Genomic DNA, 25,097 nt, shown 5'->3' with positions numbered 1-25,097 from the left:
CAATACCTCTTGTGCCACAGATTTCCCCAGTGGTGCCGTGTCACTCCCATACCGGAGGGCGTATCAGATGGTATCCCGGCAATGCCGTCGAAAGGCGCGCTTCAGCATGTCCAGTTCGGCGCGCAGCAACTCCACCTCGGCGCGCAGATCATCGGCCAGGGGGTCACCGGCGACCAGGGCGAAATCACCAAGTTTCACATCCGCTTCCGTGTCATAGATCAGGAAGCTTTGAACCCCATCGCCCACCGCCTCGCTTGGGATCGGGACGGACAGGCGCCAGCTTCCGGGGGCGTCCCCTTCGGTCAGCGTCACGTCTTCGACTTCCCGGTCCAGAAACCGAACCGAAATCTGCGGTCGGGCGCCGGAGGTAGGCGCATTGTCGATCTGTCCTTCCCAGAGGCCGGAACGGAAGCGGATTTTGCGAAGGGTCAGGGCGCTCATGAGGGGTCTCCTGGCACTGGGATCAGAGGTTGGCCCGGCGGAACCGGGCAAAAGTCACGTCGCGCAGCACCACCTGGTTCATGTCGGGCGCTTCAAAGATCAGATCCACCCAGGCTTTCTCGATCCGCTTTTCGTTCAACCGCGAATAGGCCAGATCATATTCCACCGAGACCGCCGTCTCGCCATGCGGAAGCTCCCGCACCAGCTGTTCGGTATTGGGACCGTGCTTGATGTTCAGGCGGGCAAAAATCTCGACAGGCTGTTCGCTCTCGACAATGCAGTCCAAGCGCACCAGATGCTGGCGGGTCAGGCCGATGGTCGCCTCCGCGGGCAGATCGATGACCAATGACAGAAACGAGCCATCGAATTTGAACACATCCATCCGCAGGCCAAACGGGGCCAGATCTTCTTCGCGGGTGTTGCGCAGCTGGCGCAGGGTCAGTTCTGAAATGGTGCAATCATGGAACAGCTTCACCTCGTGGCCGAGCGGCGTCTTGCTGGGCGCCGAGGACACGCCCGGAAGCGGCAACGGGCCGCGCCAAAGCTCCGGGCGCCAGGACCAGTCGGTACCGTGCGGACGGGCGAAATAGGACGATCCGATCCGCGGCAACGCAAGCTGGCCATCGGCGATATGGATCAGCTGGTCGAGGCGGGCGCGCAGCTTTCGGGCCTCATTGCGTTGTTGCCGCAGGCGGGCAAGACCCGCATCCGGGGCTTTGCGCACGGCGGCTTGCCAGCGGCGAAATGTGCTGGCGTTCAGCACCTGTTCAAGAAATCTGCCCATTCTTCCCCCGCAGATCGCGCTGTCGCGTGCTTTACCAGAGCGTGCTGCTCTGGATTTCGTCTACATATTAACGGATTAGCACAAGGGGACAACACGGCGACACCGAGTTTCTCTCTCCTGTGGCGCTGTGATGTCACGCGCCCGGAGTGCGCGGCGTGAACCTGCGCGCGGCCAGCGCCGTCGCGGGCACGGCAGAGTGCGCTCCTGCCGCGGCTCGCTCTGCAGCATCGTTGGAGGCGGGCGGAGCCGAGGTCTCCGCCAGATGTGTGGCGTTGCGGGTCGCGCGAACAAACTCGCGGATCAGGCGGGCGCCGGATTCACCCAGATAGCCGCTGCCGTCCGGCGCATAGAGCGCAATCGAAACGAGATGCCCATGCACCACAAACGCTCCGCGCCAATGGGTGCCGCTGGCCCCCTCTGCGGAATGCCCGGTCAGGTGCAGCTTCACCAGCGGAACACCTCCGTCGTTGCGGGTTTCAAGAACCCTCGCGCTAGAGCGGGACGTAGCAAACGCCGACCGTAGCGCATCGGCAGAGGGAGGCGGTGTGTTTGCGGCCACCGCGCCCACGGTGGCGGTCAGCATTGCACCATCGCCCGTCCTGAAACGCCCAAACGTGCCAAGCCGCTCGCAGCGGGCGAGCAGTGCAAAACCGCCGCTGCCGGTGTGCTGTTCCATTTGGGCGTCAAAACAGAAACCGGACGGGGCGGCGAGGATCAGTTGCCCATCGCCAAAAACCGCCGTCAGCGCACGCCCGCGCCCATTGCCGGAATGAGGAATATCCTGACCCGGAGGGGCAAAGGCCAGACGGTTGCCTTCCATGCATCCCGCCAACACGAGCGGCAGCACGAGCAAGAGCAGACATCGGCGCAGATCCACTCGCCCGCCTGCACGATCTAACAGGCCGGCAAAGACCTCTGTCCGGCGCCGACCGAGGGCGCAATGAATGGCTGTGGTCCGTGCCCGTAATCCGGTCAATGTCTGCCCCTGCACCCAGATTCTGCGTGACCCCGGCACCGGGGCACACCCTTATTTTCATACCCAGTTTGTTTAAACGGAGCCTTGAATCGGAACAAGTGCTAACGGAGAGTGAACACGCGTGACTTGAATTGCGGCAACAACACGCTTACCTGACGCGCCTTCGCGGGATGCGGTGACGTATCAGGCGCTCTTTGACAGATTTTCGGGGCGCGTTTGTCTGCGACAGACGGTATCGCTTTTGTTTTCAACCCGCCATGGGCTTCACGGCGGTCCGACGGACAGAAAGGACACGGCGTGGAGCCGAGCCTGTTTTCCTTCATCTGGCGCCATTCGAAACGCCAGCAGCTTGGTCTTCTGCTTCTGACCCTGCTCACGTTTCCGTTCCTGTATATCACGCTGGAACTGCCCAAACGTATTGTCAACGACGCTATCGGTTCGCCCAGCGAATGGGTGGATCTCTGGGGCTGGCGGCTGACGTCCGAGGACTACCTTCTGGTGCTCTGCTTTGCCTTTCTCGGGGCAGTGCTGGCCAGCGGCATGATGAAGATGCGGCTCAACACGCTGAAGGGGATCCTCTCCGAACGCCTGCTGCGGCGGCTGCGCTATCAGATGATTGCCCGCATGATGCGGTTTCCATCGGGGCATTTTCATACCACCAGCCAGGGCGAGATGGTGTCGATGATCACCTCCGAGTCCGAGCCGATGGGCGGATTGATGGGGGATGCGGTGGCGCAGCCGGTGTTCCAGGCCGGGCAGATGCTGACCATCGTGACGTTTCTCTTTGTCCAGAGCGTTTGGTTCGGCCTGGCTTCGGTGGCGCTGATCCCACTGCAGGCCTGGCTGATTCCAATGCTGCAACGCCAGATCAACCTTCTCAACAAGGACCGTATCGCCGAGGTGCGCGCGCTATCGGCCGAGATCGGCGAGACGGCGGCAGGGCTCAGCGATCTGCGCAGCAATGGCGGCTGGCGCTACCGGCTGGCGCAGGTCTCCAACCGTCTGGGCCGCCTGTTCGAGATCCGCCGCCGCATCTACATGAAGAAGTTCTTCATGAAGTTCCTCAACAACCTGATCGGCCACCTGACGCCGTTCTTTTTCTATTCGGTCGGCGGCGTTCTGGCGATCCGGGGCGAGATCACCGTGGGCGCGCTGGTGGCGGCATTGGCGGCTTACAAGGATCTGTCGGCGCCTTGGAAGGAGCTGCTGACCTATTACAATCAGGTGCAGGACATGTCGCTGCGCTGGCAGATCATGGCGGAGAAATTCGCCCCTCCCGGCATGATTGATGAAAAGCTGCTTGAAGGTGAGCCCCGGGAAGTGCCGCACCTGCGCGGAGAGATCGAGCTGCGCGACGTCACCGTAAAGGACGCCGAGGGCAAGCCGATCCTCGACGGCCTCAGCCTGACCATTCCGGCGGGCGCGCAGGTCGCAATCCAAAGCAGCTCGACCGCCGAACGTCAGGCGCTGGCGCAGGTGTTGACCCGTGAGGTGCTGCCAAGCCGTGGCGAGGTTATCGTGGCAGGCCGTCCGCTGGCAGAGCTGCATCAGGGGGTGATCGCCAGCCGTATCGGCTATGCGTTCAACGCGCCCTACCTGTTTGACGGCTCGCTTGGCGACAACGTGTTGATGCCGCTGCGCAGCCGTCCACGCGCAACCGGCCCCGAACTGCAATTGCTGCAGCGGGCGGAATCCCTGCGCGCGGGCAACAACCCGGATCCCCTGAACGCCGATTGGGTGAACCCGGATCTGGCCGGGTTGGGGTCCGAGGATGGCCTGCGCGACTGGTGGTTCCAGCTGGTCGAGGCCATGGGCATTGACGGGCAGCTCTTCCATCGCACCCTGCACGCCCGGCTGCAGGACCGCCACCGCGCGCTCGAAGCGCAGATCACCGAGCTGCGCCCCCGGATCGAGGCGCGCCTGCAGGAAAAAGGCCTGCGCGATGTGGTCTATCGCTTCCTGCCTGATCACTACAATCCGGCGCTGTCGCTGGCGGAGAACATGATGTTCGCCTTTCCGGTGCAGCCGGTTCCGGCCAAACTGTTCACAAACCCGGATGGCCCCTTTCAGCGCGTGTTGCGCGCCGAGGGGCTGGAGGCGCAGACCCGCGACATCAGTCTGGCGCTTCTCGACACCTTGCAGCGCACCTTCGGTCGCGGCGACACCTCGCATCCGCTGTTCCGTCGCCTCGGCCTTGACGAGGATCTTTATGCCCGCATTACCAAGGCCGCGGAGCGCCATCTGGCGGCGCAGGAGCTCAACCGCGAGGATCGCGCGCTGTTGTGTACCCTGCCATTCCTGCTCACCGAAGAGCAGATCGGCCCCGGCCTGCCGCGCGCGTACAAGACCCACATCCTGCGCATACGCGAGAACCGCAGCGATCTGCTGTTGAGTGAATGCAGCGGCGTCTATCGGCGCCTGCGGTCGGAAGAATACGCCCGCAAGCTGACGGTGCTGGAAAACGCTCTGTTTGGCCGTATCTCGGCGCATGCGGGGGCGCGGGCGCAGGCGGTCGAGGATGCCGTGGCGGATGTAATGGCCGACCACGACCTGAAAGCACGGCTGGCATTGATGATCTACGACCTGCCGACCGGCCTCGGCGGAGCGCTGCTGGAGCCTGTGTTCCGTGAACGTGCCGCCTTTACCCGCGCCGCGATCAAACGCCCGGACATCCTGATTTTGGACCATGTGCTGGCCAGCCACGACTCTGACAGCCGACTGAAAACCCGGACCCGACTGCAGGCGCTGCTGCCCAAGACCACCATGATCCACTTTGAGGATCATTTTGAAAACCCATCGCGCTATGATCTCTATCTGGAGCTGAAGGACGGGCGCGTCGACGGGCAGGAGGGGGCGGCAACGCCGGTCTGGACCGACACGGACGACACTGGCGGTGATTTCGACCGCAAACTTGCGGTCATCAGCGAGATTGATCTGTTTGCGCGGCTTGACGCGCGGCATCGCCGGCTGCTGGCCTTCTCCGCATCCTGGGTGAATGTCCCAACCGGGGCCGCAGTCTTTCGCGCGGGCGAAGAGGGCGATGCGGTCTATCTCTGCCTGTCCGGTCAGGCATCGCTGCGTTTTCCCGAGGATGGAAGCCATCTGGACATGATCGGTCCGGGGCGGTTGATCGGCGACCTGGCGGTGATCACCGGTGACCCCAGGCAACTGGATCTTTTGGCCGCAGAAGATTGTGTTTTCCTGCGCATCGGGTCACAGGAATATCGTACCGTGATCGAAAGCGACATTTCGGTGGCCCTGCAATTGTTGAAGACCGTGTCGGGCCACTTGTCCAGCGCGGCAGAGGCCCTGCAGGAGGCGCGCTCAGGTCGCATGCCCGCGGCCCCCTCCGCACTGGCGACCTCGGCGGATGACGGGACAGCCACAGCCCCGGTGGCACCAGATCATTGATGCTGATGATCGCCTGCGCCAATACATGATGACCAAAGAAGGCCCGCCGATATGAGCTACCACCCGCATGAGACCCTGCTGCAGGAGGCGCGCGCCAAATCGGAACTCTGGCGCTTTGCCCTCGGTGTGGTGTTGGTAATCGTCGTCTGGTTTGCCCTCAGCCTGTTGTCGGACGTGTTCCTGCTGCCCGTTTTGCTTGCGGCGACCGACCAAGCCGATTTCATCACTGGCACCAACCCGGCCGGAATGGCGATGCTGCTCGGCAGTTTCATCTACGCGATTGTCGCTGTCGGGCTGGTGGTGCAGGGGCTGCATCACCGCAGCCTCGGGTCGGTGATCGGTCCGAAGCACCGCGCCATCTGGCAGGGAACGCGCGTGTTGCGCATCCTCGCGGTGCTTGTGGCCGTGCTGGTCATCCTGCCCCCCTACAGTATGGGCGCGCCGTTGGGTCGAAATCTCGACCTTGCGCGCTGGCTGATGTGGCTTCCGCTCTCGCTCGCACTGGTGCTGATTCAGGTCAGCGCAGAGGAAATCCTGTTTCGCGGATATCTTCAGCAAGGTCTCGCGGCCCGGTTCAAAAGCCCACTGGTGTGGATGGTCTTGCCTTCGGCACTGTTCGGCATGGGACACTACATGCCGGCCGAGGCGGGAGAAAATGCCTGGCTGATCGTGGCGGGCTCGACCCTTTATGGTGTGTTGATGGCGGATCTGACGGCGCGGTCCGGCAGCCTTGGCCCCGCGATCGCAGTGCATTTCGTCAACAATGTCTGGTCGCTTCTGGTAATTGCCTCTCCGTCCAGTCTTCACGGGCTGGCGCTCTACCTGCATCCCTTTGCCATGGACGACATTGCCGCCCTGCGCCCCTGGCTGCTGGTGGATCTGCTGGTGATCCTCGTGTCATGGCTTGCGGCACGGGTTGCGATCAGGGCCTGATTGCAATTGACTGAAAGTCACCTTATCTGGGGACGCAACGCCAATCAGGCAGAGGCCATTTGATGAACTGGATCACCAACTACGTCCGTCCCAGGATCAACTCGATCTTTTCGCGCCGCGAAGTGCCCGAGAACCTGTGGAAGAAATGCGACGACTGCGGCACCATGCTGTTTCACCGCGAGTTGAGCGACAATCAGAACGTCTGCACCAACTGCGGGCACCACATGCACATCACGCCGCGGGATCGCTTTGACGCGCTGTTTGATGGCGGCATCTTCGCAGAGGTCAAGGTGCCGGAGCCCGTGGTGGATCCGCTGAAGTTCCGCGATCAGAAACGCTATCCGGATCGGCTGCGCACCGCACAGCGGACCACTGGCGAAAAGGAAGCGATGCTGGTCGCCACCGGCGAGATTGGCCGCACCCCGATCGTGGCCGCGGCGCAGGATTTCTCCTTCATGGCGGGCTCCATGGGCATGTATGTCGGCAACGCCATCATCGCCGCCGCCGAAGAGGCTGTGAAGCTGCACCGCCCGCTGGTTCTGTTCTCCGCCGCCGGTGGCGCCCGCATGCAGGAGGGCATCCTTTCCCTGATGCAGATGCCGCGCACCACCGTTGCGATCGAGATGCTGAAAGAGGCGGGCCTGCCCTATATCGTCGTGCTGACCCATCCGACCACCGGTGGCGTCACCGCGTCCTACGCGATGCTGGGCGATGTGCATATTTCCGAACCCAACGCGCTGATCTGCTTTGCCGGTCCCCGCGTGATTGAACAGACCATCCGTGAAAAGCTGCCTGACGGGTTCCAGCGCGCGGAATACCTGCTGGATCACGGCATGCTGGACCGCGTGACACCGCGCACCGCGATGCGCGGCGAGCTGGTCACCATCATCCGGATGTTGATGGGCCTGCCGCCGCAAGTGCACGGGGACCTGCCCGCGCCGGATCCGGAGCCGGAACAGATTTCGGTCGAAAAAGACGAAAAAGCGCCCGCAGAGGACGCATCGGGCGAAGACAAATAAGCCTGCGTCCCTTCATTGTAAGTCTTGCCTGACCGAAGGTCGGGCAGCGCCCGTCCCGCCCTCAACCCGGACGGGCGCTTCGCTTCCACCCCGACGGGACGGGCGCTGCTCTCATCGCATGTGGCACCGCCTCGCTCCGTGATCAGACCGGATCACGCCAGATGACTGACCAGACCTCCGACGCCATCCTCGCCCGCATGATGGCGCTTCACCCGAAGATCATCGACCTGACGCTGGATCGGGTCTGGCGCCTGCTGGCGGCCCTGGACAACCCGCAGGACAAGCTGCCGCCGGTGGTCCATATCGCCGGCACCAATGGCAAGGGCTCCACCCAGGCGATGATCCGCGCCGGGCTTGAGGGCTGGGGCAAATCCGTGCACGCCTATACCTCGCCTCATTTGGCACGCTTTCACGAACGCATTCGTTTGGCGGGCGATCTGATCTCCGAGGATCACCTGACGCAGGTGCTGGACGAGTGCTACAGCGCCAATGGCGACGAGACGATCACCTATTTCGAGATCACCACCGTGGCGGGGCTGCTGGCGTTTTCGCGGAGCTCTGCGGATTACACCCTGCTGGAGGTTGGCCTTGGCGGGCGGCTCGACGCCACCAATGTCATCACGCCCGAAGTCTCGGTGATTACGCCGATTTCCATCGACCATGAACAATTCCTTGGCAACACGCTGGCCAAGATCGCAGGCGAGAAGGCGGGCATCATCAAGCGCGGCGTGCCGGTGGTGGTCGGCCCGCAACCCGACGAGGCGATGGAGGTCATCGAAGACACCGCCCTGCGCCTGGGCGCACCGGTGATTGCCTATGGTCAGCACTGGCATGTCCATGAGGAACGTGGCCGTCTGGTCTATCAGGACGAACGCGGTCTGCTGGATCTGCCACTTCCCGCATTGATGGGCGCGCATCAAGTGCAAAACGCCGGGGCAGCGCTGGCAGTGCTGCGTCACCTCGGCGCGGATGAGGCCGCCTGCGAGGCTGCGATGACCGGCGCCGAATGGCCCGCCCGCATGCAACGCCTCAAAACCGGCCCGCTGGTCGAGGCCGCAGGCGCGGCAGAGCTATGGCTCGATGGCGGTCACAACGCCGCCGCCGGGATTGCGCTCGCCGATGTGCTGGCCAAGCTGCCCAAACGTCCGACGCATCTGATCTGCGGCATGCTCAACACCAAAGATGTGACCGGCTATATGCGCCCCCTTGCAGCCCAGGCCGACAGTCTGACCGCAGTGTCGATCCCCGGCGAAGCGGCGACGCTCAGCGCGGTAGACACGGCGGCTGCGGCGGCCTCCGTGGGGCTTGCGGCACAGGAGGCCGAGAGCGTTGCGGCGGCGCTGGACGCGATCCTGGCCCGCGATCCCGATTGCCGAGTGCTGATCTGCGGCTCGCTCTATCTCGCGGGCAATATCCTGCGCGAAAACGGCTAATACCCACCGCGCCTTCATCTTTTCGGAAATACCTCGGGGGAGGCCCAAAGGGCCGGGGGCAGCGCCCCCAGCTCCGGCTTCAATCCCCGCGCCCCCAGTCCTTGTCCTGCATTTCCCGCAGGCGCGAGGCGGTGCGTTCGAATTCAAAGGCGCCGTCGCCCTCCATATAGAGGAACTCCGGCTCTGCAGCCGCCGAGCAAATGAGCCGCACGCGCGCCTCGTAGAGGGCGTCGATCAGGGTCACGAACCGCTTGGCCTCGTTGAAGTTATTACGCCCGAGGCTGGGGATGTTCTCCAGCACCAGAACCTTTACCGCATCGGCCACCGCCAGGTAGTCGCCCGGGCCCAGCATGGTGCCGCAGAGGTCGTAGAATGTCGCCCGCGCCACCCCGTTGCGATAGGCGGGCAGGGTGACCTCGCGGCCCTTCACAGTCAGCACCAACGGCTCCGCCGCGCCGCCGGTCAGATCGCGCCAGATCTCTTCCATCTCGGCGCGGGTGTCGGCGTTCAGCGGCGTGAAATAGACCCGAGAGCCGGTCAGACGATCCTGCCGATAGTCCTTCGGGCTGACCATTTCATGCACCTGCATCTTCTCTTTGATGAGGTCGATGAAGGGCAGGAACAGCTGCCGGTTCAGCCCGTTCTTATAAAGATCATCCGGCACCCGGTTGGAGGTGGTCACCACCACCACGCCAGCCTCGAACAGCGCCTCGAATAGGCGGCCGACGATCATCGCATCGGTGATATCGGTGATCTGCATCTCGTCAAACGCCAACAAGCGCACCGAGGCCACCACGTCTGCCACCACCGGCGCCAGCGCATCCTCGGTGCCGGCCTCACGGGCGAGGTGCATCTTGGCGTGGATTTCCTGCATGAAGGCATGAAAATGCACCCGGCGGCTGGGAATATCGTCGAGGCTCTCGACAAAGAGATCCATCAGCATCGACTTGCCACGCCCGACGCCGCCCCAGAGATAGAGCCCCTTGACCTCCGGTCGCACTGCCTTGCGGAACAGGCCGCGCTTGACCGGCTCGGCGCGCAGGCCTTCGGCGATGCGGTCAAACTCCGGCAGGACCGCCTCTTGCGCTGGGTCCGGCTGGATCTGCCCGGCATCGACGCGGGCCTGATAGAGGTCAGTCATATGTGTCATGGTCCAGCCATAGCGGGATGATTTTGCAAAGGAAAGCGGCACGGGCACGGCGAGCGCGCCTGAGTGTTCAATTTTTCTGATGTATGCACACAAAACTCCTGAATTGACGGCCGCTGCCGGATCGCCACACTGTCGCGCAACAAGAACCGGAGACCGCCATGGACCGCCCCGCCCCCCTGTTCACGCCCGTCCTTTTGGTGGGCTGCCTGATCATCATGGTCAGCTTTGCCGTGCGCGCCTCCTTTGGGGTGTTCCAGATCCCGATTGCCGAGGATTTCGGCTGGTTGCGCAGTGAATTCTCCCTCGCCATTGCCATCCAGAACCTCGCCTGGGGCATCGGTCAGCCGATCTTTGGCGCCATCGCCGAGAAGATCGGCGACCGCAAGGCGATCATCATCGGCGCGGTGATCTATGCCGCCGGTCTGGTGCTCAGCTCCGGCGCCACCACCCCGTTTGAAATGCAGAGCTACGAATGGCTGGTGGGCTTTGGCGTTGCGGGCACCGGCTTTGGCGTGGTGCTTGCGGTGGTGGGCCGTGCCAGCTCGGACGAGAACCGCTCCATGTCGCTGGCGATCGTCACCGCGGCAGGCTCGGCGGGGCAGATCTTTGGCGCGCCGACGGCGGAATATCTGCTGGGGCTGATGTCCTGGCAATCGGTGTTCCTGGTCTTTGCCGGCGTGGTGCTGGCGCTGATCCTGTCGCTGCCGCTGATGCGAGCGCCGGTTTCCGCCGGCAAGGCGGAACTGGAAGAGAGCATGGGCGCGATCCTCAAGAAAGCCTTTCGCGATCCGTCCTACACGCTGATCTTCCTCGGGTTTTTCAGCTGCGGCTATCAGCTGGCCTTTGTCACCGCGCATTTCCCGGCCTTTGTGACAGAGATGTGCGGCCCGATCATGCCGGGTGGTATGCTGCATGGGCTGGGGATCACCACCACCTCGGCGCTGGGGGCGGTGTCGATCTCGCTCATCGGTCTGGCCAATGTGGGCGGCACGCTGCTGGCAGGCTGGGCAGGCAAGCATTATTCCAAGAAGTACCTGCTGGCGGGGATCTATACCGCGCGCACCATTGTGGCGGGGGCCTTCATCCTGCTGCCGATCACGCCGTTGTCGGTGATTATCTTCTCGGTTGCGATGGGGTCATTGTGGCTGGCGACGGTGCCACTGACCTCTGGCCTCGTGGCGCATATCTATGGGCTGCGCTACATGGGCACGCTCTATGGTATCGTCTTCCTCAGCCACCAGATCGGCGGCTTCCTCGGCGTGTGGTTGGGCGGTCGGATGTATGACATCTACGGCGATTACACCATGGTGTGGTGGATCGGTGTGGGCGTCGGCGCCTTCAGCGCCATCGTGCATCTGCCGGTGCGCGAACGCCCCTTGCCGGTGGCCCCGGCGGTCTGAGCGTCAGCCGGGGCAAGCGGATGGCGCAGCCCGTGCAGCTTAGTGCAGACCGTGACGAATGTTGTCGGAGATGACCCGCGCCACCTCCTGCGGGTGGGTGTAGACCACGCCATGTCCGGCGCCTTCAACCACGTCCTGCTTGGCGGAACGGTTGATCTCCGCCAGCCGCCCGATCACATGGCCGGGGATGATCCGATCCGCGCCGCCCCAGATTGCCAGGACCGGCAGGCCCTGAAGATGAAACAGCCGGTGCTCGGGGCCAAAATCATCACGCAGGATGCCGCGCATGGCCGCCAGGTTGGAGGGAAAAAAGCCCCGCCGCCGGGTCTGCGCCACCTGCGCACGGATCACGTCGGGCGGGGTATCGCTGTCTGTCAGGTGACTGCGAAGGTAGCGCCGCGCCGCCATCGGATAGGTCCAGCGCAGGAACAGGTCGCGCAGGCCGGGGCGGTGCTCCATGAAGCTCGCGACCGGAGACGTCGGTGAATGCAGCCCGACCGAGGCGATCAGGATCAGCTGGCGCACCCGTGGCAGGTTCTCGGCGGCAAAGGAGGTGGCGATGCATCCTCCGGCGGAATAACCAATAAGCGTGAAGTCCTCCACCACGCCCTCATGCGCCAGAAGATCCTGCAGTTGCTGGTGAAAGAAGGCGCGGTCCTGCGCTCCCGACACATGGTCCGACAGCCCGCGCCCGTAGAGATCATAGAGCAGCACCCGGTATCCGGTTTTTGCCAGTTCCTCGGCCAGTGGCACCAGCCCTTCTGAGGGGGTGGTGATGCCATGCACGCAGACCGCAACCGGACCGCGTTCTGGTCCGATCCAGTAGAAATGGGTCATCCCCTCGCTCAGCTCAGCAAAGCTGCCACGGGCAAAGCGGCGCATCGACTCCGTCATTGGGCTGCGCAGGGTTTCCTGTACCGAGGGCAGGAACAACAGGCTCAGGAGCAGAAGGCCAATGACCGGCAGCCAGATCATTCACTTTGGGTCCAGAGATCCAGAATATGACGGCTGACCATCAGGTCGAGATGCGCACCGCCGCCGTTCTTGAACAGGGTGATCGCCTGCGGATCATAGGCCGGGAATTGCGCGATGTTGTAGAAATCCGCCAGCACATCGGATCGCTGCAACGTTCCGGCGGCCAGGGGGATTTTGAACTCGCCGATATGGTCCAGCGTGGTGTCAAAACTGTCGCAATAGATCTGGGACTTTGCCAGCGCCGCATCGTCGGCCTCGCGCATGTCGGGTCGATAGGCGCCAATCATGTTGAGGTGTTGGCCGGGCCGCAGCCACTCGCCGCGGATCACCGGTTCGGTTGACATGGTACAGGTCAGGATAATGTCGGCGGCCGACACAGCCTGCGGCAGATCGGTGGCGACCGCGGTGCCGGGGTGGTCCGCCGCCAGCGCCTCGGCCTTGGCGGTGGTGCGGTTCCACACGCGGATCTGCGCATCGGGCCAGACGGCCGAGAAGGCTTCGATCAGGGTGCCCGCAACCGTGCCGGCGCCGACAATCAAGATTTCTTTCGCGTCCGGATTGGCCAGACGACGCGCGCCCAGCAGGCTGTCTCCGGCGGTTTTCCACTTGGTGACCAGATGGAAATCCACCAGCGCTTCCAGCAGGCCGTTGGTGTCGTTGAACAGGCTCACGCCGCCGTTCACCACCGGCAGATTGCGGTCCGGGTTGCCGGGGAAGATCATCGCGGTCTTGACGGCGATGCCCAGCCCGTCGATCCAGGCAGACCGCGACAGCAGCGTATCGTCGCCCCGGTAGAGAAACGTGTCGTCGACCTTTGCCTTGGGATGGCTGTGCCCCTCGGCAAGCGCATCACTCAGCGTGACCCAGTCCAGCAAGGCCTCTCCTTGGTCGAATTCAATGTTGGTCAGGCTCATTGCGCTTCCTCTTCAGTCAGTAGCCCCTCTGCAACCAACCGCGCGGCCCAGGTTTCGGGCTGGTCGAACAGATGGGTTTTCCAGCCGCGCACGGCGGCGGCGGTGATATTTTCGGGTCGGTCGTCGGTGAACAGCAGCTCATCGGGGCGGCGCCCGGTGCCCTGTTCCAGCTGCGCATAGATCTCCGCATCCGGCTTGATGCAGCGCAGATGGGCGGAGACAAAGGCCTGATCGAATTCGCGCAGGAACGGATAATGCGTTTGCGCGATCACGAAGGTCTCCGCACCGAAATTGGTCAACGCATAGACCGGCACGCCCTTGGCCTTCAGCGCCCGCAGCAAGCGCACCGAATGGGGGATTTCCGGGCTGGCCATCTTGATCCAGCTGTCGTGCCAGTGGCGGATTTCCTCGGCCCAGTCGGGATGTTTGTCGGCAAGGCCATAGATCGTCTCGCGGAACGGGTGGCCACGGTCGACGTCGAGGTTGGCGCCATGCAGATCGACCTCCTTGAACAGGGCGGTGCGGCGCGGCTCGCCAATGAGGCGGTCGTAAAAACGCTCCGGCTCCCATTCGAGTAGAACGTGACCGATATCAAAGACGACGGCGGTGATGGACATAAGGGCAGGCCTTTCTAGCCGGAGGAACGGGGCCGCGGACGTGGCGGCGGGCCGGGGGTGCGGGTTTCACGCCAGAGAGAAACAAGACCGGCGCCGATAATCAAGGCCGAGCCGAGCCAGACGGACTGATCCGGCCATTCTGCAAACACCAGAACCCCCCAGACCACAGCCAGCGGCATGGCGATATATTCAAAAGGTGCCACCAGCCCGGCCTCGCACATGCGATAGGCTTGACCAACCAGATAGCCGCCGATTGCGCCTGACACCCCGGCGACGGCAAAAATGCCCCACTCAAAGCCGTCGGGCCAGGCCCAGGGTTTGAGTACCACATCCGTAAGCGGAGCGCCGGTGGCCCAATTGCCATGGCCGAAGATCAGGCCGGCGAGGGCGCTGATGATCAGAAACCCGAGGGTGGGATAGAAGGACAGCGTTGCCGCCTTGTCAGATCCACCGGCGCGTCGGGTCAGGATATGCAGCGTCGCATAACCACAGGAGCCGAAGAAGGGCAGCAGCGCATAGGGCTGAAACGCGTCCATGCCGGGTTTGACGATCACCAGGATGCCACTGAACCCCACAATGACGGCGCCCCAACGCCAGGGTCCGACGCGTTCCTTCAGAAACAGGACGGAGAGGATGGTGACGATCAGTGGTGTCGCAAAGGCAATGGCCACCGCTTCGGCCAGGGGCAAGACCGCAAGACCGGAGAAAAAGGAGATATTGGCAAAGGCCACAGCGGCGACCCGCATCAGGTGCAACCGCGTGTTGCGTGTCCGCAGGATGCGATAGCCGCCCTCCAGCGGGATGATGATCGCCAGCAGCAGGGCCAGCGCCACAACAGAACGGAAGAACACCACCTGGTAGAGCGGATAACCGTCGGAGAGAAACTTGAAGGTCACATCAATCACGGAGAAGGCGACGGCGGCGCCAATCGCGGCGAGGATGCCGAGAACATTCGAATTGATCAGTGCTGTACGCATCGGTGTGTGCCTCCCCGGCGGTTGTCGCGCATGGTCAAGCACAGGGCAACGAGAATGCGGCACGGGTACAATTTCGCAAGATGTACCAATCGGTCAGAGTGGAGTGCGTGGCAAAGGGGGAGGGCTCCCGCCCGTCCGCCCTGCGCCAGAGGCACAGGCCTGTCGGTTGGGGGTGGCACCGCGCGCCCGTGGGGCGCGCGGTGCGGCCTTCCGCCCCGGACCGGGGCGGAAGGCCCGGCCCAACGCAACCAGGGGGGCTTGCCGCAGGGCAAGGCACCCGTTGGGGCGGGAGGGCCCCCGTCTCGCCTGCACCCGGTGTTGCATGCGGGCCGTGCGCACTGGTTGCGAAATCCTGAGGCATGTCTTTTAGGTTGTAGTGGATCGCGATCATCTGCCGGGCGTAAAATACTCGGCAACACACCAGGAACCGGCTCCCCCGCGTTGGGGGGCAGTGCAGAGATAACGTTGAGCACGCGGGGGGATACCCCCGGTCACCTCCGCCCCTGTGGCGGCGCCGCCATCCTTATCGGACAGTAGACCTTAGATGATCCGTTGATTGTCATTGGGGATCAGGATCCCGGATCAAAGCGGGGATGAGAGATCCAACCGGGGCGCTTTGGCGTGATCCCGGCGTTTGGCGTGGCGATCTGGGCTTATGTCAGACCAAAAACTTCATACTCGCGCGGAATGTGCTGGGTCGCACGCCACCAGTCCGATGCCCGGGAGCGGGTCTGGTGAAGGTCAAACGCCGCCGGACCCGTGAAACATTCCTCGACGCTCCAGATCAGCGGATCGTCTGTCTGTCGCACCTCGAATGAGACGCAGCCGGGCTCGTTCCGCGTCAGGCGGATATGTTCGGGCAGCTTGGCTTTGATCAGCGCGACATCCGCAGGGGTTGCGCAGATCATCCGCCCGCTCAGGCGCACCACATCGTCTGAACTGCTTTCTGTCATGTCAGTCATTGCCCTTCATCCTTTCGCCGCGCGGATTTCCCGTTCCAGCGAGTCCAGGAACCGTGAGCGGTCCGCCTTGGAAAACCCCTTGCCGCCGCCTGCCATGCCAAGCGGGTTGGCGGCGCGCAGATCCGCCATCAGGTCGCGCATTGCCAGCTGCTGGCCGATATTGGCCTCAGTGAACCGCTCACCGTTGTGGCGCAGCACCCGGGCGCCGGCCTCGATGCATTTTGCGGCCAGGGGGATGTCGCCGGTCACCACGATATCGCCCGGCCCGCAACGCTCGGCGATCCACATGTCGGCCACATCGGCGCCCGCATCGACGATGACATTCTCCACCAGCGGGTTCTGCGAGGGACGCAAGCCGCCGTTGGAGACCACGAACATCCGCAGTTTGTGGCGGCTGGCCACGCGCTCCGCCTCGGCCTTCACCGGGCAGGCATCCGCATCGATATAGAGCGCGCTCACTTTGTGGCCTTGTCCTTGCCAGTCTCGTCATCTTGGCCAGTCTCGCCATCCGCCTTATCGGCTTTGGCCTCTGCCGTCTTGGCCGGGGCTTTCTTGGGCTTGGCGGGCTTCTTGTCCTTGTAGGCCTCCGGGATCGGCATCCGGTTGAAGGCATCCAGCCCGGCGATCTTGTAGGCCTCGGCCAGGGTCGGGTAGTTGAAGGTGTTCTGAACGAAGTAATCCACCGTGCCCTTGAGGTTCAGCACCGCCTGCGCGATGTGGATCAGCTCGGTGGCGCCCTCGCCGACGATCTGCACCCCCAGCACCCGGCGGGTCTTGAGCGAGAACAGCATCTTCAGCATGCCGTGCTCCAGCCCCATGATATGCCCGCGTGAGGTCTCGCGGAACCGCGCGATGCCGACCTCGTAAGGGACCCCACGCTCGTTCAGCTCCTCTTCGGACATGCCGCAGGTGGACATTTCCGGCACCGAGTAGATGCCATAGGGGAACCAGGGGCTTTCGGGCACCGTGGGCACTTCCATCGCGTGACAGGCGGCGACGCGGCCCTGCTGCAGCGAGGTGGAGGCCAGCGACGGGTGGCCGATCACATCGCCGGTGGCGTAGATATGGGACACTTTGGTCTGATAGGTCTTGCGCTCCACCTCGAGACGGCCGCGATGATCGGTCTCCAGCCCCACGGCCTTGAGGTTCAGCCGATCCGTGTTGCCCATGCGCCCGGCGGCAAACAGCAGCATCTCGCCACGTATATGGCGGCCATTGTCCAGCGTCACCTCGATATGGCTGCCCTCGTCGTCGATGCTCTCGATGGGAGAGCCGAGCCGCAGATCGACGCCGTTTTCGCGAATCTGATGGGTGAATTCCTGGATCAGGGTACGGTCGATGAAATCGAGGAAGGTGTCGCGCGGCTCGATCAAGGTGACCCGCACATCCAGGGCCGAGAACATGGTGGCATATTCCACCCCGATCACCCCGGCGCCCACCACGATCAGCGAGCGCGGGATTTCCCCCATCTCGAGGAACTCGTCCCCGTCTACCACGGTGGTGCCGTTGAAGGGCACGGTGTCGGGGCGATAGGTGCGGGTGCCGGTGGCGATCAGGAATTTCTCGCCGGTGACGCGGGTGGTGTCGCCTGCCTCGACCTCAACCTCGACCTCGTTGGGACCGGTGAAATGCGCCATGCCGGCCAGCATATCCACATGGTTGCGGTTGAACTGGTGTTCCAGCACATCGACCTCGTGGTCGAGCGTCATGTGCAGGCGCGCCTTCAGGTCATCGGCCTTGATCTGGTCCTTCACCCGGTATGCGCGGCCATAGAAACTGCGCTCGCGCCAGCCGGTGAGGTTCAGCACGGTTTCGCGCAGTGTCTTTGATGGCACCGTGCCGGTGTGGACCGACACCCCGCCCAAGCGATCCTTGCGGTCGATCACCAGCACGCGGCGCTTGAGCTTGGCGGCCTGAATGGCGGCGGTCCGGCCGGAGGGGCCGGAACCGATGACGATCAGATCATAGTCGAACTTGGAACGGGTCGCGGTCATGGTGTTACTCCCGGTAGAGGGCGTCGGCGTGGAAGGAGACATGCTCCTCCATGAAGGTGGAGACGAAGAAATAGCTGTGATCATAGCCCTTCTGCATCCGCAGGCTGGCCTCTTGGCGGCGCGCGGCGATGGCGCTGGCCAGCGCTTCGGTCTTCAGCAGATCGCCGAACTGGTCCGCCGTGCCTGTGTCGATCAGCACCGGACCATCAAAGCCCACGTCGCGCATCAAGAGCGCGGCGTCATGCTTGGCCCAGAGGCTCTCGTCCGCGCCGAGATAGGCGCCCAGCTGCTTGCGGCCCCAATCGGAGGCGGTGGGGTTGCAGATCGGCGCAAAGGCCGAGACCGAGCGGAACCGCCCCGGCAGGTTCATCGCCAGCGTCAGCGCGCCGTGGCCGCCCATGGAGTGGCCAGTGATGCCTTGCCGGGCCATGTCGAGGTTGAAGTTCTCCGCCAGCAGCGCCGGCAGCTCCTCGGCCACGTAGTCCCACATCTGGAAATGCGGCGCCCACGGGTCCTGAGTGGCGTTGACATAAAAGCCCGCGCCCTGACCCAGATCATAAGCCTCGTCATTGGCAACCCCCTCGCCGCGCGGGCTGGTGTCGGGAAAGACCATGGCGATGCCCTGCTCGGCGCACCAGGCCTGCGCGCCGGCCTTGGTCATGGCGTTCTCATGGGTGCAGGTGAGGCCGGAGAGATACCACAGGAGCGGCACCGGACCGTCGGTCGCCTCTTCCGGCAGGAACAGGCCAAAGGTCATGTCGCAGTTGGTGGCGGAACTGGCGTGGCGGTAGACACCCTGAATGCCGCCAAAGGCCCGGTTCTCGGCCAGGGTTTCCATCGAAGTTGCCATCGAAGACCTCCATAAATCGGTGTTGGCTCATCGCTAACCGGATGGGGCGTATTAATCCAGTGCTGGGGCGTCGTCTTGACCCCTTTTTGCGCCGGAAGGTTTCAATTGGCTGAAGATCGCATTTTTCAAATGGTTGGGTTGGTGTTTAGGGCAGCACCTGAGCTTGGGGAGGCGTGAAGCGCCTTCCCGGGGGAAGGTCAGGCGCTGTCTGGCCATACGGCCGAACTCATAACAGCGTATTGGCCCAGGCGATCACCAGCGGCACCGACACGATCGACACCACAGTGGAGATCAGGATCGCTGCCGAGGCGCGTTGCGGTGCGACGCCGTAGTGCTGCGCCAGCATGTAGACATTGCCCGCCACCGGCAGCGCGGCGGCAGAAATCGCCACCGCTGCAGAAAACGGCGCAACCGGCATCAGCCACAACACGCCCGCCGCCACGCCCAAGGGATGCAACACCAGCTTGGCAAACGAGAGCCAGCCTGCGACCTCCACCCGTTCGGCGGATTTCGAAGCCAGCGACGCGCCAATGGCAAACAACGCGCCGGGGGTGGCGGCACCGCCCAGGATCGCAAGGAAATCATTCATCGGCGTCGGGATCGGCACCTGTCCGGCAGACCATGCAAGCCCCGCCACAATGGCCAGGATCATCGGGTTCTTCAGCAGTCCCACGCCGACCAGTCGCAGCGTTGCAAGGCTCAGACCCGCACCGCGATGGATATTGATCAGCACCACGATCAGCGAGGAAAACACCACCAGATCCACCGTGAGCACAAGCATCATCGGTCCTACGGAAGCCTCACCAAAGAGGATCACCATCATCGGAATGCCAAGAAAGCCGACATTGCCGATCGCCGCGCATTGGGCCTCTACTGCGGCGGTCGATATATCCTGTCGCCGCAGCATCGCCACAACGGTCGCCACCGCATAAACCCCAAGCGTGCCTGCAAGGTAGCCGAGGATCAGGTTGGGATCGAAAATTTCCGCCACCGACAGGTTCGCGGCAAAGCGGAAAATCATCGCCGACAGTGGAAAGAAGAACACGAACTTGGTCAGGAACGCGGTGGCTTCTTCGGTGAAAAAGCGCGTGCGCCCGGCCCAGTAGCCCAGGCCGATGATTGCAAAGAACGGAAGTGTGCGAAAGAAAATCTCGGCCATTTCCAGAATTGGTAACCTGAACTGACCAGAAGAAAAAGGCTTTTTGCCTGCGCTCTGCACGCATGAACACGGCACTGTCGCTTTCCTGCTGTCAGCTTGTGCGTTAATGCTGGTCCATTGCACGGATCGGGGCTTGGGACGGCCTCGGAGGTGTGCAACTGGACTGGAGTGTATGTGTCACGCAGCACGTATGAGTGGGCAAGGGACGGCCCCGGCTGCGTGCAAGGAGGATGGACAAGGTGATGAACCAAAGCGCAACCGCCGTGCGCAGGGGCCGGAAATTCGATCAGGTGCTGGAGGGGGCCCGCAAGGTCTTCATGGCAGATGGGTTCGAAGGCGCAAGTGTCGATGACATTGCCCGCGCGGCAGAGGTCTCCAAGGCGACGCTCTACAGTTATTTCCCCGACAAGAGGCTGTTGTTCATGGAGGTGGCGCGCAGCGAATGCGCCCGTCATGCAACGCGGCAACTGGACATTCCCGAAGGCTCTGGGCCGCGTCAGGTGTTGACGCAGCTGGCACGCCATATCCTGTCGGTCATCCTGTCCGAGGTGGGTCAGAAGATCTATCGCATCTGCGTGGCAGAGACCGAGCGGTTTCCCGATCTGGGCCGAGAATTCTTCGCCAGCGGCCCGCAGGTGGAGCGTGACAAGCTCAAGGACTACCTGCGGGCGGCGGTGGCGCGCGGCGAGTTGGAGATCGAGGATTTCGACATGGCCGCCGAGCAATGGATGGCGCTGTTGCGCGCGGATCTGTTCCCGCGTCTGATCTTCAATCTGCGCGACGGTGTTGAGGAGGCCGAGATCAACCGGGTTGCCGACGCGACCGTCGATATGTTCCTCGCGCGCTATGGCGCCTCGTCGTCCGGTTAAAGCCTGGTTGAGACCGCAGGTCGCAATCCCGGCGTCATCTGGCTTCGGGGCCGAGGGGGCGATCCGTTGATGCCCGTGAGCCGTGGTGCGGCGGTCGATCAATGCGCTCTCGCTGCAAAGACTTCGGTGCGGGGCGAAGCCTTTGCCGTGGGCAACGCCCGGCATCGACGCTAAGATCGGCGCATGGCGACACCGCGTTTTGATATCATCGGACAGGCGATTGCGGATGCAAGCCGCACCCGGATGCTCTGCGAGCTGATGGAGGGGCGCGCCTTCACCAACAAGGAACTGGCCAGCGCCGCAGGGGTCACGCCGCAGACGGCCTCTGCCCATCTGCGCCTGTTGCAGGATGCCGGTCTGGTGGTGGCGGAAAAGCGCGGGCGTTGTGTTTTTCATCGCCTGTCGGGACCAGAGGTGGCGCACACGCTGGAGCAATTGGCAGCGATTGCCCCCATGGACAGCCTGTACCGCGCACAGCGCCGCAAGGCCGGCGGGCTCGCGGAGGTGCGCAGCTGCTATGATCACCTCGCCGGGCCGCTGGCCGTGGCACTTGCGGATGCGCTGATCGCGCGCGGTCATCTGCGCGAAGAGGCAGGCGGCTTTCATCCGGTTGCAGGCGCCGTCTGGGCAGGGCTTGGTGTGACGGTGCCGGAGCATGTCGGGCGCACGCCCTTTGCCCGGCCCTGCATGGATTGGACCGAGCGGCGTTTGCACATAGCAGGCCCGATGGGGCGGCAGATCCTCACCCATGCGCTGGAGGCTGGCTGGCTTCGCCGCCCTGTGCGCGGCCGTGGGCTGGAGGTGACGGCACCGGGGCACCGTGCCCTCCATGAGATGCTTGGTCTGGGGGGCGTGCTGGCGCGTGGGACCACATCGAAAAGCTGTGAAGAGGCTTGATTTACGGCGCAAATGCCCCGACGTTAAAGAGATGAACGATCACAGCACCGGGTCCTTCCCGACACCGCCGCCGTCTGAACAGATCGCCTTTCACCGGCGCGAGCTCTCCGTGATCATGTCGCTCTATGGCCGCATGGTGGCGGCCGGGGAATGGCGCGATTACGGCCTGTCACACCTGCGCGAAATGGCTGTGTTTTCAGTGTTTCGCCGCACGGCTGAAAACCCTCTTTATCGGATCGAGAAACGTCCCAAGCTGCGCAACCGGCAGGGGCAATATTCCGTGGTAGGGATGGACGGCCAGATTCTGAAGCGCGGCAATGACCTCAAGACCGTGCTGCGGGTGTTGGAGCGCAAACTGATCCGCGCCGTGGAGTAACAGCCCGTGAGGCGCATCGCGCAACGGTTTTATGGGGGATGGCCGGGGCCGCGCGGGGGCCTGAGGCCCCCGCGCGGCCCCGGCCCGGATCGGATCGCTGCGCGATCCGACCGCTCTTGATCGCACAGCCTTCGCGCCCTGCAACCTGGATGCTTGGTCAGCCCAGGCGTTTATGCGCTGTCACTGGCCCGTCGCCCTGATCAACGATGCGGGTGATCGCCGCGTGGAGCGGTTCCAGAGTCACCGCCATGGCATGCGCATTTGCGTGCAGCAGTGTCAGCGGGTCGCGCACCCAGCCCACATGCCCTTTCCAGAATAAGAGGTCCCCCCGCTCATACGGGCTGCCGTCGGGCAAAGCGCTGCCCAGAGAGGCCTCCTGCGGGCCGCTGTCGCCGGGGCATTCAAGACCGCAGGCATGGCACGAAAGCTGCACCAGTCCGGAGCAATCAATGCCAAAGCGGCTATTGCCCCCCCACAGATAAGGCGTGCCCAAAAGCGCTTCGGCCACCGTCACCGGATCGGGGGCGCGGGTCGCCAGTGGGGACAGATGCACCAGCGGCACGAACCCCTGATCTGTCTGAGCAAAGCGGTCGTGCGTGCCACGTACCGCAACCTGGCTGCCAAGGCTGAGCGCGGTCAGCTCCGGTGATTTGAAGTCCGCCTGCGCATAGGCATGGGTGGCGGGCGCGCTGACCCAATGGGTCATGGGAAGCGGCTCCGCCAGATGCGTCTCGGCGACCCAGCCGGTGTAGCCGTCCTTTTCTGCGCGCAAGTGGCACCAGCCGTCCTGGCGCGACAGGATCTCGGCGTGATCGCCCATCAGCAATTGCCGCTCGCGCGCGCCATTTGGTGCTTTGCACAGATCGCTGACCGGGCGGGCGATGCGGGTACGGGTCATGACAGCGCCAGCATGTCCGGCAGCGCCTGGAATAGCGCGCGGGTGCCCTGACCGACGCCACCTTTGGGACGGGCGGGCAGGCTGGATGGGCACCAGCCGAACACGTCGAAATGCATGTAGCGCGCCTCGCCGGCGAAGCGACGCAGGAACAATGCGGCGGTGATCGCCCCGGCCAATCCCCCGGATGGTGCGTTGTCCAGATCGGCAATGCCGGGCTCGATCATCGCCTCGTAGGGGGCGTGAAACGGCAGCCGCCAGACCGGGTCCGCCGCGTCCTGCGCGTTGCTCGCCAGTGTCACCGCATCGCCCTCGCGGTCCGTGAAAAACGGGGCAATGTCGGCGCCGACAGCCACCCGTGCAGCCCCGGTCAGGGTCGCCATGGAAATCAGCAGATCGGGGGTGTCTTCCTGGGCCAGCGCCAGCGCATCGGCCAGCACCAGACGGCCCTCGGCATCGGTGTTGTTGATCTCAACCGTCAGCCCCTTGCGCGACGTCAGAATGTCACCGGGGCGGAAGGCAGGGCCGGAGACGGCGTTTTCCACCGCCGGGATCAGCACCCGCAATTGCAGCCTGAGACCCGTCGCCATGATCATATGCGCCAGACCCAGCACATTTGCCGATCCGCCCATGTCCTTTTTCATCAAGGCCATGCTGGCGCCGGGTTTGAGGTTCAGGCCACCGGTATCAAAACACACGCCCTTGCCCACCAGAGTCAGCGTCGGGCCCTCGCTGCCCCAGCGCATGTCGATCAGACGCGGGGCGCGATCAGAGGCACGGCCCACCGTGTGAATGAGCGGGAAGTCCTGCGCCAGCAGATCCTCGCCGACCACGGTCGTGACGGTCGCGCCATGCACCTCTGCCAACGATTCGACCGCCTGTTGCAACTGTTCCGGACCCATGTCCTCGGCTGGAGTATTGATGAGCGTGCGGGTGAACGTCTCTCCCGCGGCCATCACCTCGACCCGCGCGGCATCGACGCCCTCGGGCGCCATCAACCGGGCCTTGGCGCCCGTATTTTTTGCATAGCGATCAAAGGCGTATTGCGCCATCAGCCAGCCAAAGCACTCGACCTCGGGGGACAAGTCGGCGGGCAGGTCCGAGGCCAACGCATAGGTGCCTTCGGGCAGTTTGGCGGCAGCCGCGGCGAGCAGGAAGCGCTGGCGTTGGCGACTTTTGGGCGATCCTGCGCCAACCAGAGCACCACTTGCGGTGCCATCCGTGCCGGGCAGCACCACCACCTGACCCCATGCGCCGCTAAAGCCCATGGTGCGGGCCCAGCCTGCGGTTGCAGCGTCTTGCTGGGACAGCCAAGCCTCCAGGGTGCGCTCTGTTACGATGTGCAGGGGAAGCCCCGCGTCGGAAGCGGGGGCAAAGGTCGGAACGGCCAGGTTGGGCACGGCAAAATGGGGCTGCATGGACAGGTCCTCTTGGTATGGCTTGGGTCTAATGCCTCTTGCCACCAGAGTATCTGTCGCAGCCGCCGCCGCAAGCCCAACCGGGCCGAACTCAAAACCAACATGGACGCGCCGCGTCTGCGGCGAATCCCTCAGACCGTCAGGTCGTGCTGTTCCCAGACCGCGGTCAGGGAGCTTTCGCCGACGCGGATCAGGCGGAACAGCGTCGCTGCCACCGCCGGAGAATCATCCGCGTCAATTGCGCTGGTAACATCGCATGCAATGCCGGCCATGGCCGTCATTCCGATCTGCTCCGAGATCGCGATCAGTGATCTTGCGCTCTTGCGCAGATTTTCGAAGTCGTCTTGACGCCAAAGTCGTTCGCAATGCGTCAGACGCACCGCGAGCTCCTCGATGGCGCGGCACACGACATCTTCGGCACTTGTTTCACCCAGCTGAGAGTAGAGCTCTGTCAGCTTTTGCGGGTCCAAGTGGACGTTTTCCCTAAGATTGACTGTGAGTATATTAGCCACCACTATTCACCCCGTATTCGGTATGCCCCCACGGCATGGCACCAATTTGCGCCGCACTGGTTGTCAAAAGGTTTCCATCCGAAACGTATATCTCTCGAATTTGCCGTGAATTGCGGTTATCACAACCGACAGTCG

Annotated in this window: 24 protein-coding genes; 8 read left to right on the top strand and 16 right to left on the bottom strand. The window is 63.5% G+C overall.

Annotated elements, in window-relative coordinates; translation table 11 throughout:
* Nucleotides 1–63: 63 nt before the first annotated feature.
* The 3 genes from CLV89_RS14320 to CLV89_RS14310 all read right to left on the bottom strand — a co-directional run bounded on the left by CLV89_RS14320 (nucleotide 64) and on the right by CLV89_RS14310 (nucleotide 2,045).
* A complete protein-coding gene (locus CLV89_RS14320) occupies nucleotides 64–441 on the bottom strand; it encodes a hypothetical protein (RefSeq protein WP_106164351.1) in 378 nt (125 codons plus the stop codon).
* Nucleotides 442–463: 22 nt separating this feature from the next.
* A complete protein-coding gene (locus tag CLV89_RS14315; RefSeq protein WP_106164350.1) occupies nucleotides 464–1,225 on the bottom strand; it encodes a DUF6478 family protein in 762 nt (253 codons plus the stop codon).
* Nucleotides 1,226–1,358: 133 nt separating this feature from the next.
* On the bottom strand, nucleotides 1,359–2,045 hold the full coding sequence (locus CLV89_RS14310; RefSeq protein ID WP_243395020.1) for a hypothetical protein: 687 nt from the start codon (nucleotides 2,043–2,045) through the stop codon (nucleotides 1,359–1,361).
* A 453-nt stretch (nucleotides 2,046–2,498) separates the two neighbouring features.
* Here CLV89_RS14310 and CLV89_RS14305 point away from each other — a divergent pair, with 453 nt between their 5' ends.
* The 4 genes from CLV89_RS14305 to CLV89_RS14290 all read left to right on the top strand — a co-directional run bounded on the left by CLV89_RS14305 (nucleotide 2,499) and on the right by CLV89_RS14290 (nucleotide 8,997).
* The gene (locus tag CLV89_RS14305; protein ID WP_106164349.1) at nucleotides 2,499–5,612 is read left to right on the top strand and encodes an ABC transporter transmembrane domain-containing protein; all 3,114 of its coding nucleotides are present in this window, start codon (nucleotides 2,499–2,501) and stop codon (nucleotides 5,610–5,612) included.
* A 51-nt stretch (nucleotides 5,613–5,663) separates the two neighbouring features.
* Complete coding sequence (locus tag CLV89_RS14300; protein ID WP_106164348.1) at nucleotides 5,664–6,545, top strand: CPBP family intramembrane glutamic endopeptidase; 882 nt, start codon at nucleotides 5,664–5,666, stop codon at nucleotides 6,543–6,545.
* 62 nt (nucleotides 6,546–6,607) lie between these two features.
* On the top strand, nucleotides 6,608–7,564 hold the full coding sequence (accD, locus tag CLV89_RS14295) for an acetyl-CoA carboxylase, carboxyltransferase subunit beta (protein ID WP_106164347.1): 957 nt from the start codon (nucleotides 6,608–6,610) through the stop codon (nucleotides 7,562–7,564).
* 161 nt (nucleotides 7,565–7,725) lie between these two features.
* Nucleotides 7,726–8,997, top strand: a complete 1,272-nt coding sequence (locus CLV89_RS14290) for a bifunctional folylpolyglutamate synthase/dihydrofolate synthase (protein WP_106164346.1) — start codon at nucleotides 7,726–7,728, stop codon at nucleotides 8,995–8,997.
* A gap of 79 nt (nucleotides 8,998–9,076) precedes the next feature.
* Here the strand turns inward: CLV89_RS14290 and zapE are convergent, their stop codons facing one another.
* Nucleotides 9,077–10,147, bottom strand: a complete 1,071-nt coding sequence (zapE, locus tag CLV89_RS14285; RefSeq protein WP_106164450.1) for a cell division protein ZapE — start codon at nucleotides 10,145–10,147, stop codon at nucleotides 9,077–9,079.
* Nucleotides 10,148–10,305: 158 nt separating this feature from the next.
* Between zapE and CLV89_RS14280 the strand changes: the two genes are divergently transcribed.
* Nucleotides 10,306–11,547 (top strand): MFS transporter, encoded by a 1,242-nt coding sequence (locus CLV89_RS14280; protein WP_106164345.1) that lies wholly within the window; start codon nucleotides 10,306–10,308, stop codon nucleotides 11,545–11,547.
* A 39-nt stretch (nucleotides 11,548–11,586) separates the two neighbouring features.
* Here the strand turns inward: CLV89_RS14280 and CLV89_RS14275 are convergent, their stop codons facing one another.
* From CLV89_RS14275 to CLV89_RS14235, 9 genes are all read right to left on the bottom strand, one after another.
* Nucleotides 11,587–12,522: an alpha/beta fold hydrolase gene (locus CLV89_RS14275; RefSeq protein WP_106164344.1), complete on the bottom strand. Its 936-nt coding sequence runs from the start codon at nucleotides 12,520–12,522 to the stop codon at nucleotides 11,587–11,589.
* Nucleotides 12,519–13,436 (bottom strand): ornithine cyclodeaminase family protein, encoded by a 918-nt coding sequence (locus CLV89_RS14270; RefSeq protein WP_106164343.1) that lies wholly within the window; start codon nucleotides 13,434–13,436, stop codon nucleotides 12,519–12,521. Before CLV89_RS14270 ends, CLV89_RS14275 begins: the two co-directional genes overlap by 4 nt.
* Nucleotides 13,433–14,053, bottom strand: a complete 621-nt coding sequence (locus tag CLV89_RS14265) for an HAD family hydrolase (RefSeq protein ID WP_106164342.1) — start codon at nucleotides 14,051–14,053, stop codon at nucleotides 13,433–13,435. Before CLV89_RS14265 ends, CLV89_RS14270 begins: the two co-directional genes overlap by 4 nt.
* Before the next feature lie 14 nt (nucleotides 14,054–14,067).
* Nucleotides 14,068–15,030, bottom strand: a complete 963-nt coding sequence (locus CLV89_RS14260) for a DMT family transporter (protein ID WP_106164341.1) — start codon at nucleotides 15,028–15,030, stop codon at nucleotides 14,068–14,070.
* 653 nt (nucleotides 15,031–15,683) lie between these two features.
* Complete coding sequence (locus CLV89_RS14255; RefSeq protein WP_341477123.1) at nucleotides 15,684–15,992, bottom strand: putative quinol monooxygenase; 309 nt, start codon at nucleotides 15,990–15,992, stop codon at nucleotides 15,684–15,686.
* A gap of 6 nt (nucleotides 15,993–15,998) precedes the next feature.
* Nucleotides 15,999–16,451, bottom strand: a complete 453-nt coding sequence (locus tag CLV89_RS14250) for a YaiI/YqxD family protein (protein ID WP_106164340.1) — start codon at nucleotides 16,449–16,451, stop codon at nucleotides 15,999–16,001.
* Nucleotides 16,448–17,986: a Si-specific NAD(P)(+) transhydrogenase gene (sthA, locus tag CLV89_RS14245; RefSeq protein ID WP_106164339.1), complete on the bottom strand. Its 1,539-nt coding sequence runs from the start codon at nucleotides 17,984–17,986 to the stop codon at nucleotides 16,448–16,450. The genes CLV89_RS14250 and sthA overlap by 4 nt, the downstream gene beginning before the upstream one ends.
* Before the next feature lie 4 nt (nucleotides 17,987–17,990).
* Nucleotides 17,991–18,824 (bottom strand): S-formylglutathione hydrolase, encoded by an 834-nt coding sequence (gene fghA / locus CLV89_RS14240; RefSeq protein ID WP_106164448.1) that lies wholly within the window; start codon nucleotides 18,822–18,824, stop codon nucleotides 17,991–17,993.
* Between the two features lie 238 nt (nucleotides 18,825–19,062).
* A complete protein-coding gene (locus tag CLV89_RS14235) occupies nucleotides 19,063–19,995 on the bottom strand; it encodes an AEC family transporter (protein ID WP_106164338.1) in 933 nt (310 codons plus the stop codon).
* A gap of 242 nt (nucleotides 19,996–20,237) precedes the next feature.
* On the opposite strand from CLV89_RS14235, the gene CLV89_RS14230 reads away from it, so the two are divergent.
* From CLV89_RS14230 to CLV89_RS14220, 3 genes are all read left to right on the top strand, one after another.
* A complete protein-coding gene (locus CLV89_RS14230) occupies nucleotides 20,238–20,864 on the top strand; it encodes a TetR/AcrR family transcriptional regulator (RefSeq protein WP_207796937.1) in 627 nt (208 codons plus the stop codon).
* 183 nt (nucleotides 20,865–21,047) lie between these two features.
* The gene (locus tag CLV89_RS14225; RefSeq protein ID WP_106164337.1) at nucleotides 21,048–21,761 is read left to right on the top strand and encodes an ArsR/SmtB family transcription factor; all 714 of its coding nucleotides are present in this window, start codon (nucleotides 21,048–21,050) and stop codon (nucleotides 21,759–21,761) included.
* Between the two features lie 31 nt (nucleotides 21,762–21,792).
* Nucleotides 21,793–22,137: a DUF2794 domain-containing protein gene (locus tag CLV89_RS14220; protein WP_106164336.1), complete on the top strand. Its 345-nt coding sequence runs from the start codon at nucleotides 21,793–21,795 to the stop codon at nucleotides 22,135–22,137.
* Nucleotides 22,138–22,294: 157 nt separating this feature from the next.
* On the opposite strand, the gene CLV89_RS14215 is transcribed toward CLV89_RS14220, so the two are convergent.
* From CLV89_RS14215 to CLV89_RS14205, 3 genes are all read right to left on the bottom strand, one after another.
* The gene (locus tag CLV89_RS14215; protein WP_106164335.1) at nucleotides 22,295–23,035 is read right to left on the bottom strand and encodes a C40 family peptidase; all 741 of its coding nucleotides are present in this window, start codon (nucleotides 23,033–23,035) and stop codon (nucleotides 22,295–22,297) included.
* The gene (locus CLV89_RS14210) at nucleotides 23,032–24,450 is read right to left on the bottom strand and encodes a leucyl aminopeptidase family protein (RefSeq protein ID WP_106164334.1); all 1,419 of its coding nucleotides are present in this window, start codon (nucleotides 24,448–24,450) and stop codon (nucleotides 23,032–23,034) included. Before CLV89_RS14210 ends, CLV89_RS14215 begins: the two co-directional genes overlap by 4 nt.
* Nucleotides 24,451–24,581: 131 nt before the next feature.
* Nucleotides 24,582–24,920 carry a hypothetical protein gene (locus CLV89_RS14205; RefSeq protein WP_106164333.1) on the bottom strand — a complete coding sequence of 113 codons (339 nt, stop codon included), beginning with the start codon at nucleotides 24,918–24,920 and terminating at the stop codon, nucleotides 24,582–24,584.
* Nucleotides 24,921–25,097: the final 177 nt, after the last annotated feature.

The sequence above is a fragment of the Tritonibacter scottomollicae genome (genome assembly GCF_003003215.1).
Classification (GTDB): domain Bacteria; phylum Pseudomonadota; class Alphaproteobacteria; order Rhodobacterales; family Rhodobacteraceae; genus Epibacterium; species Epibacterium scottomollicae.
This window is presented reverse-complemented; position numbering and strand designations above follow the sequence as displayed.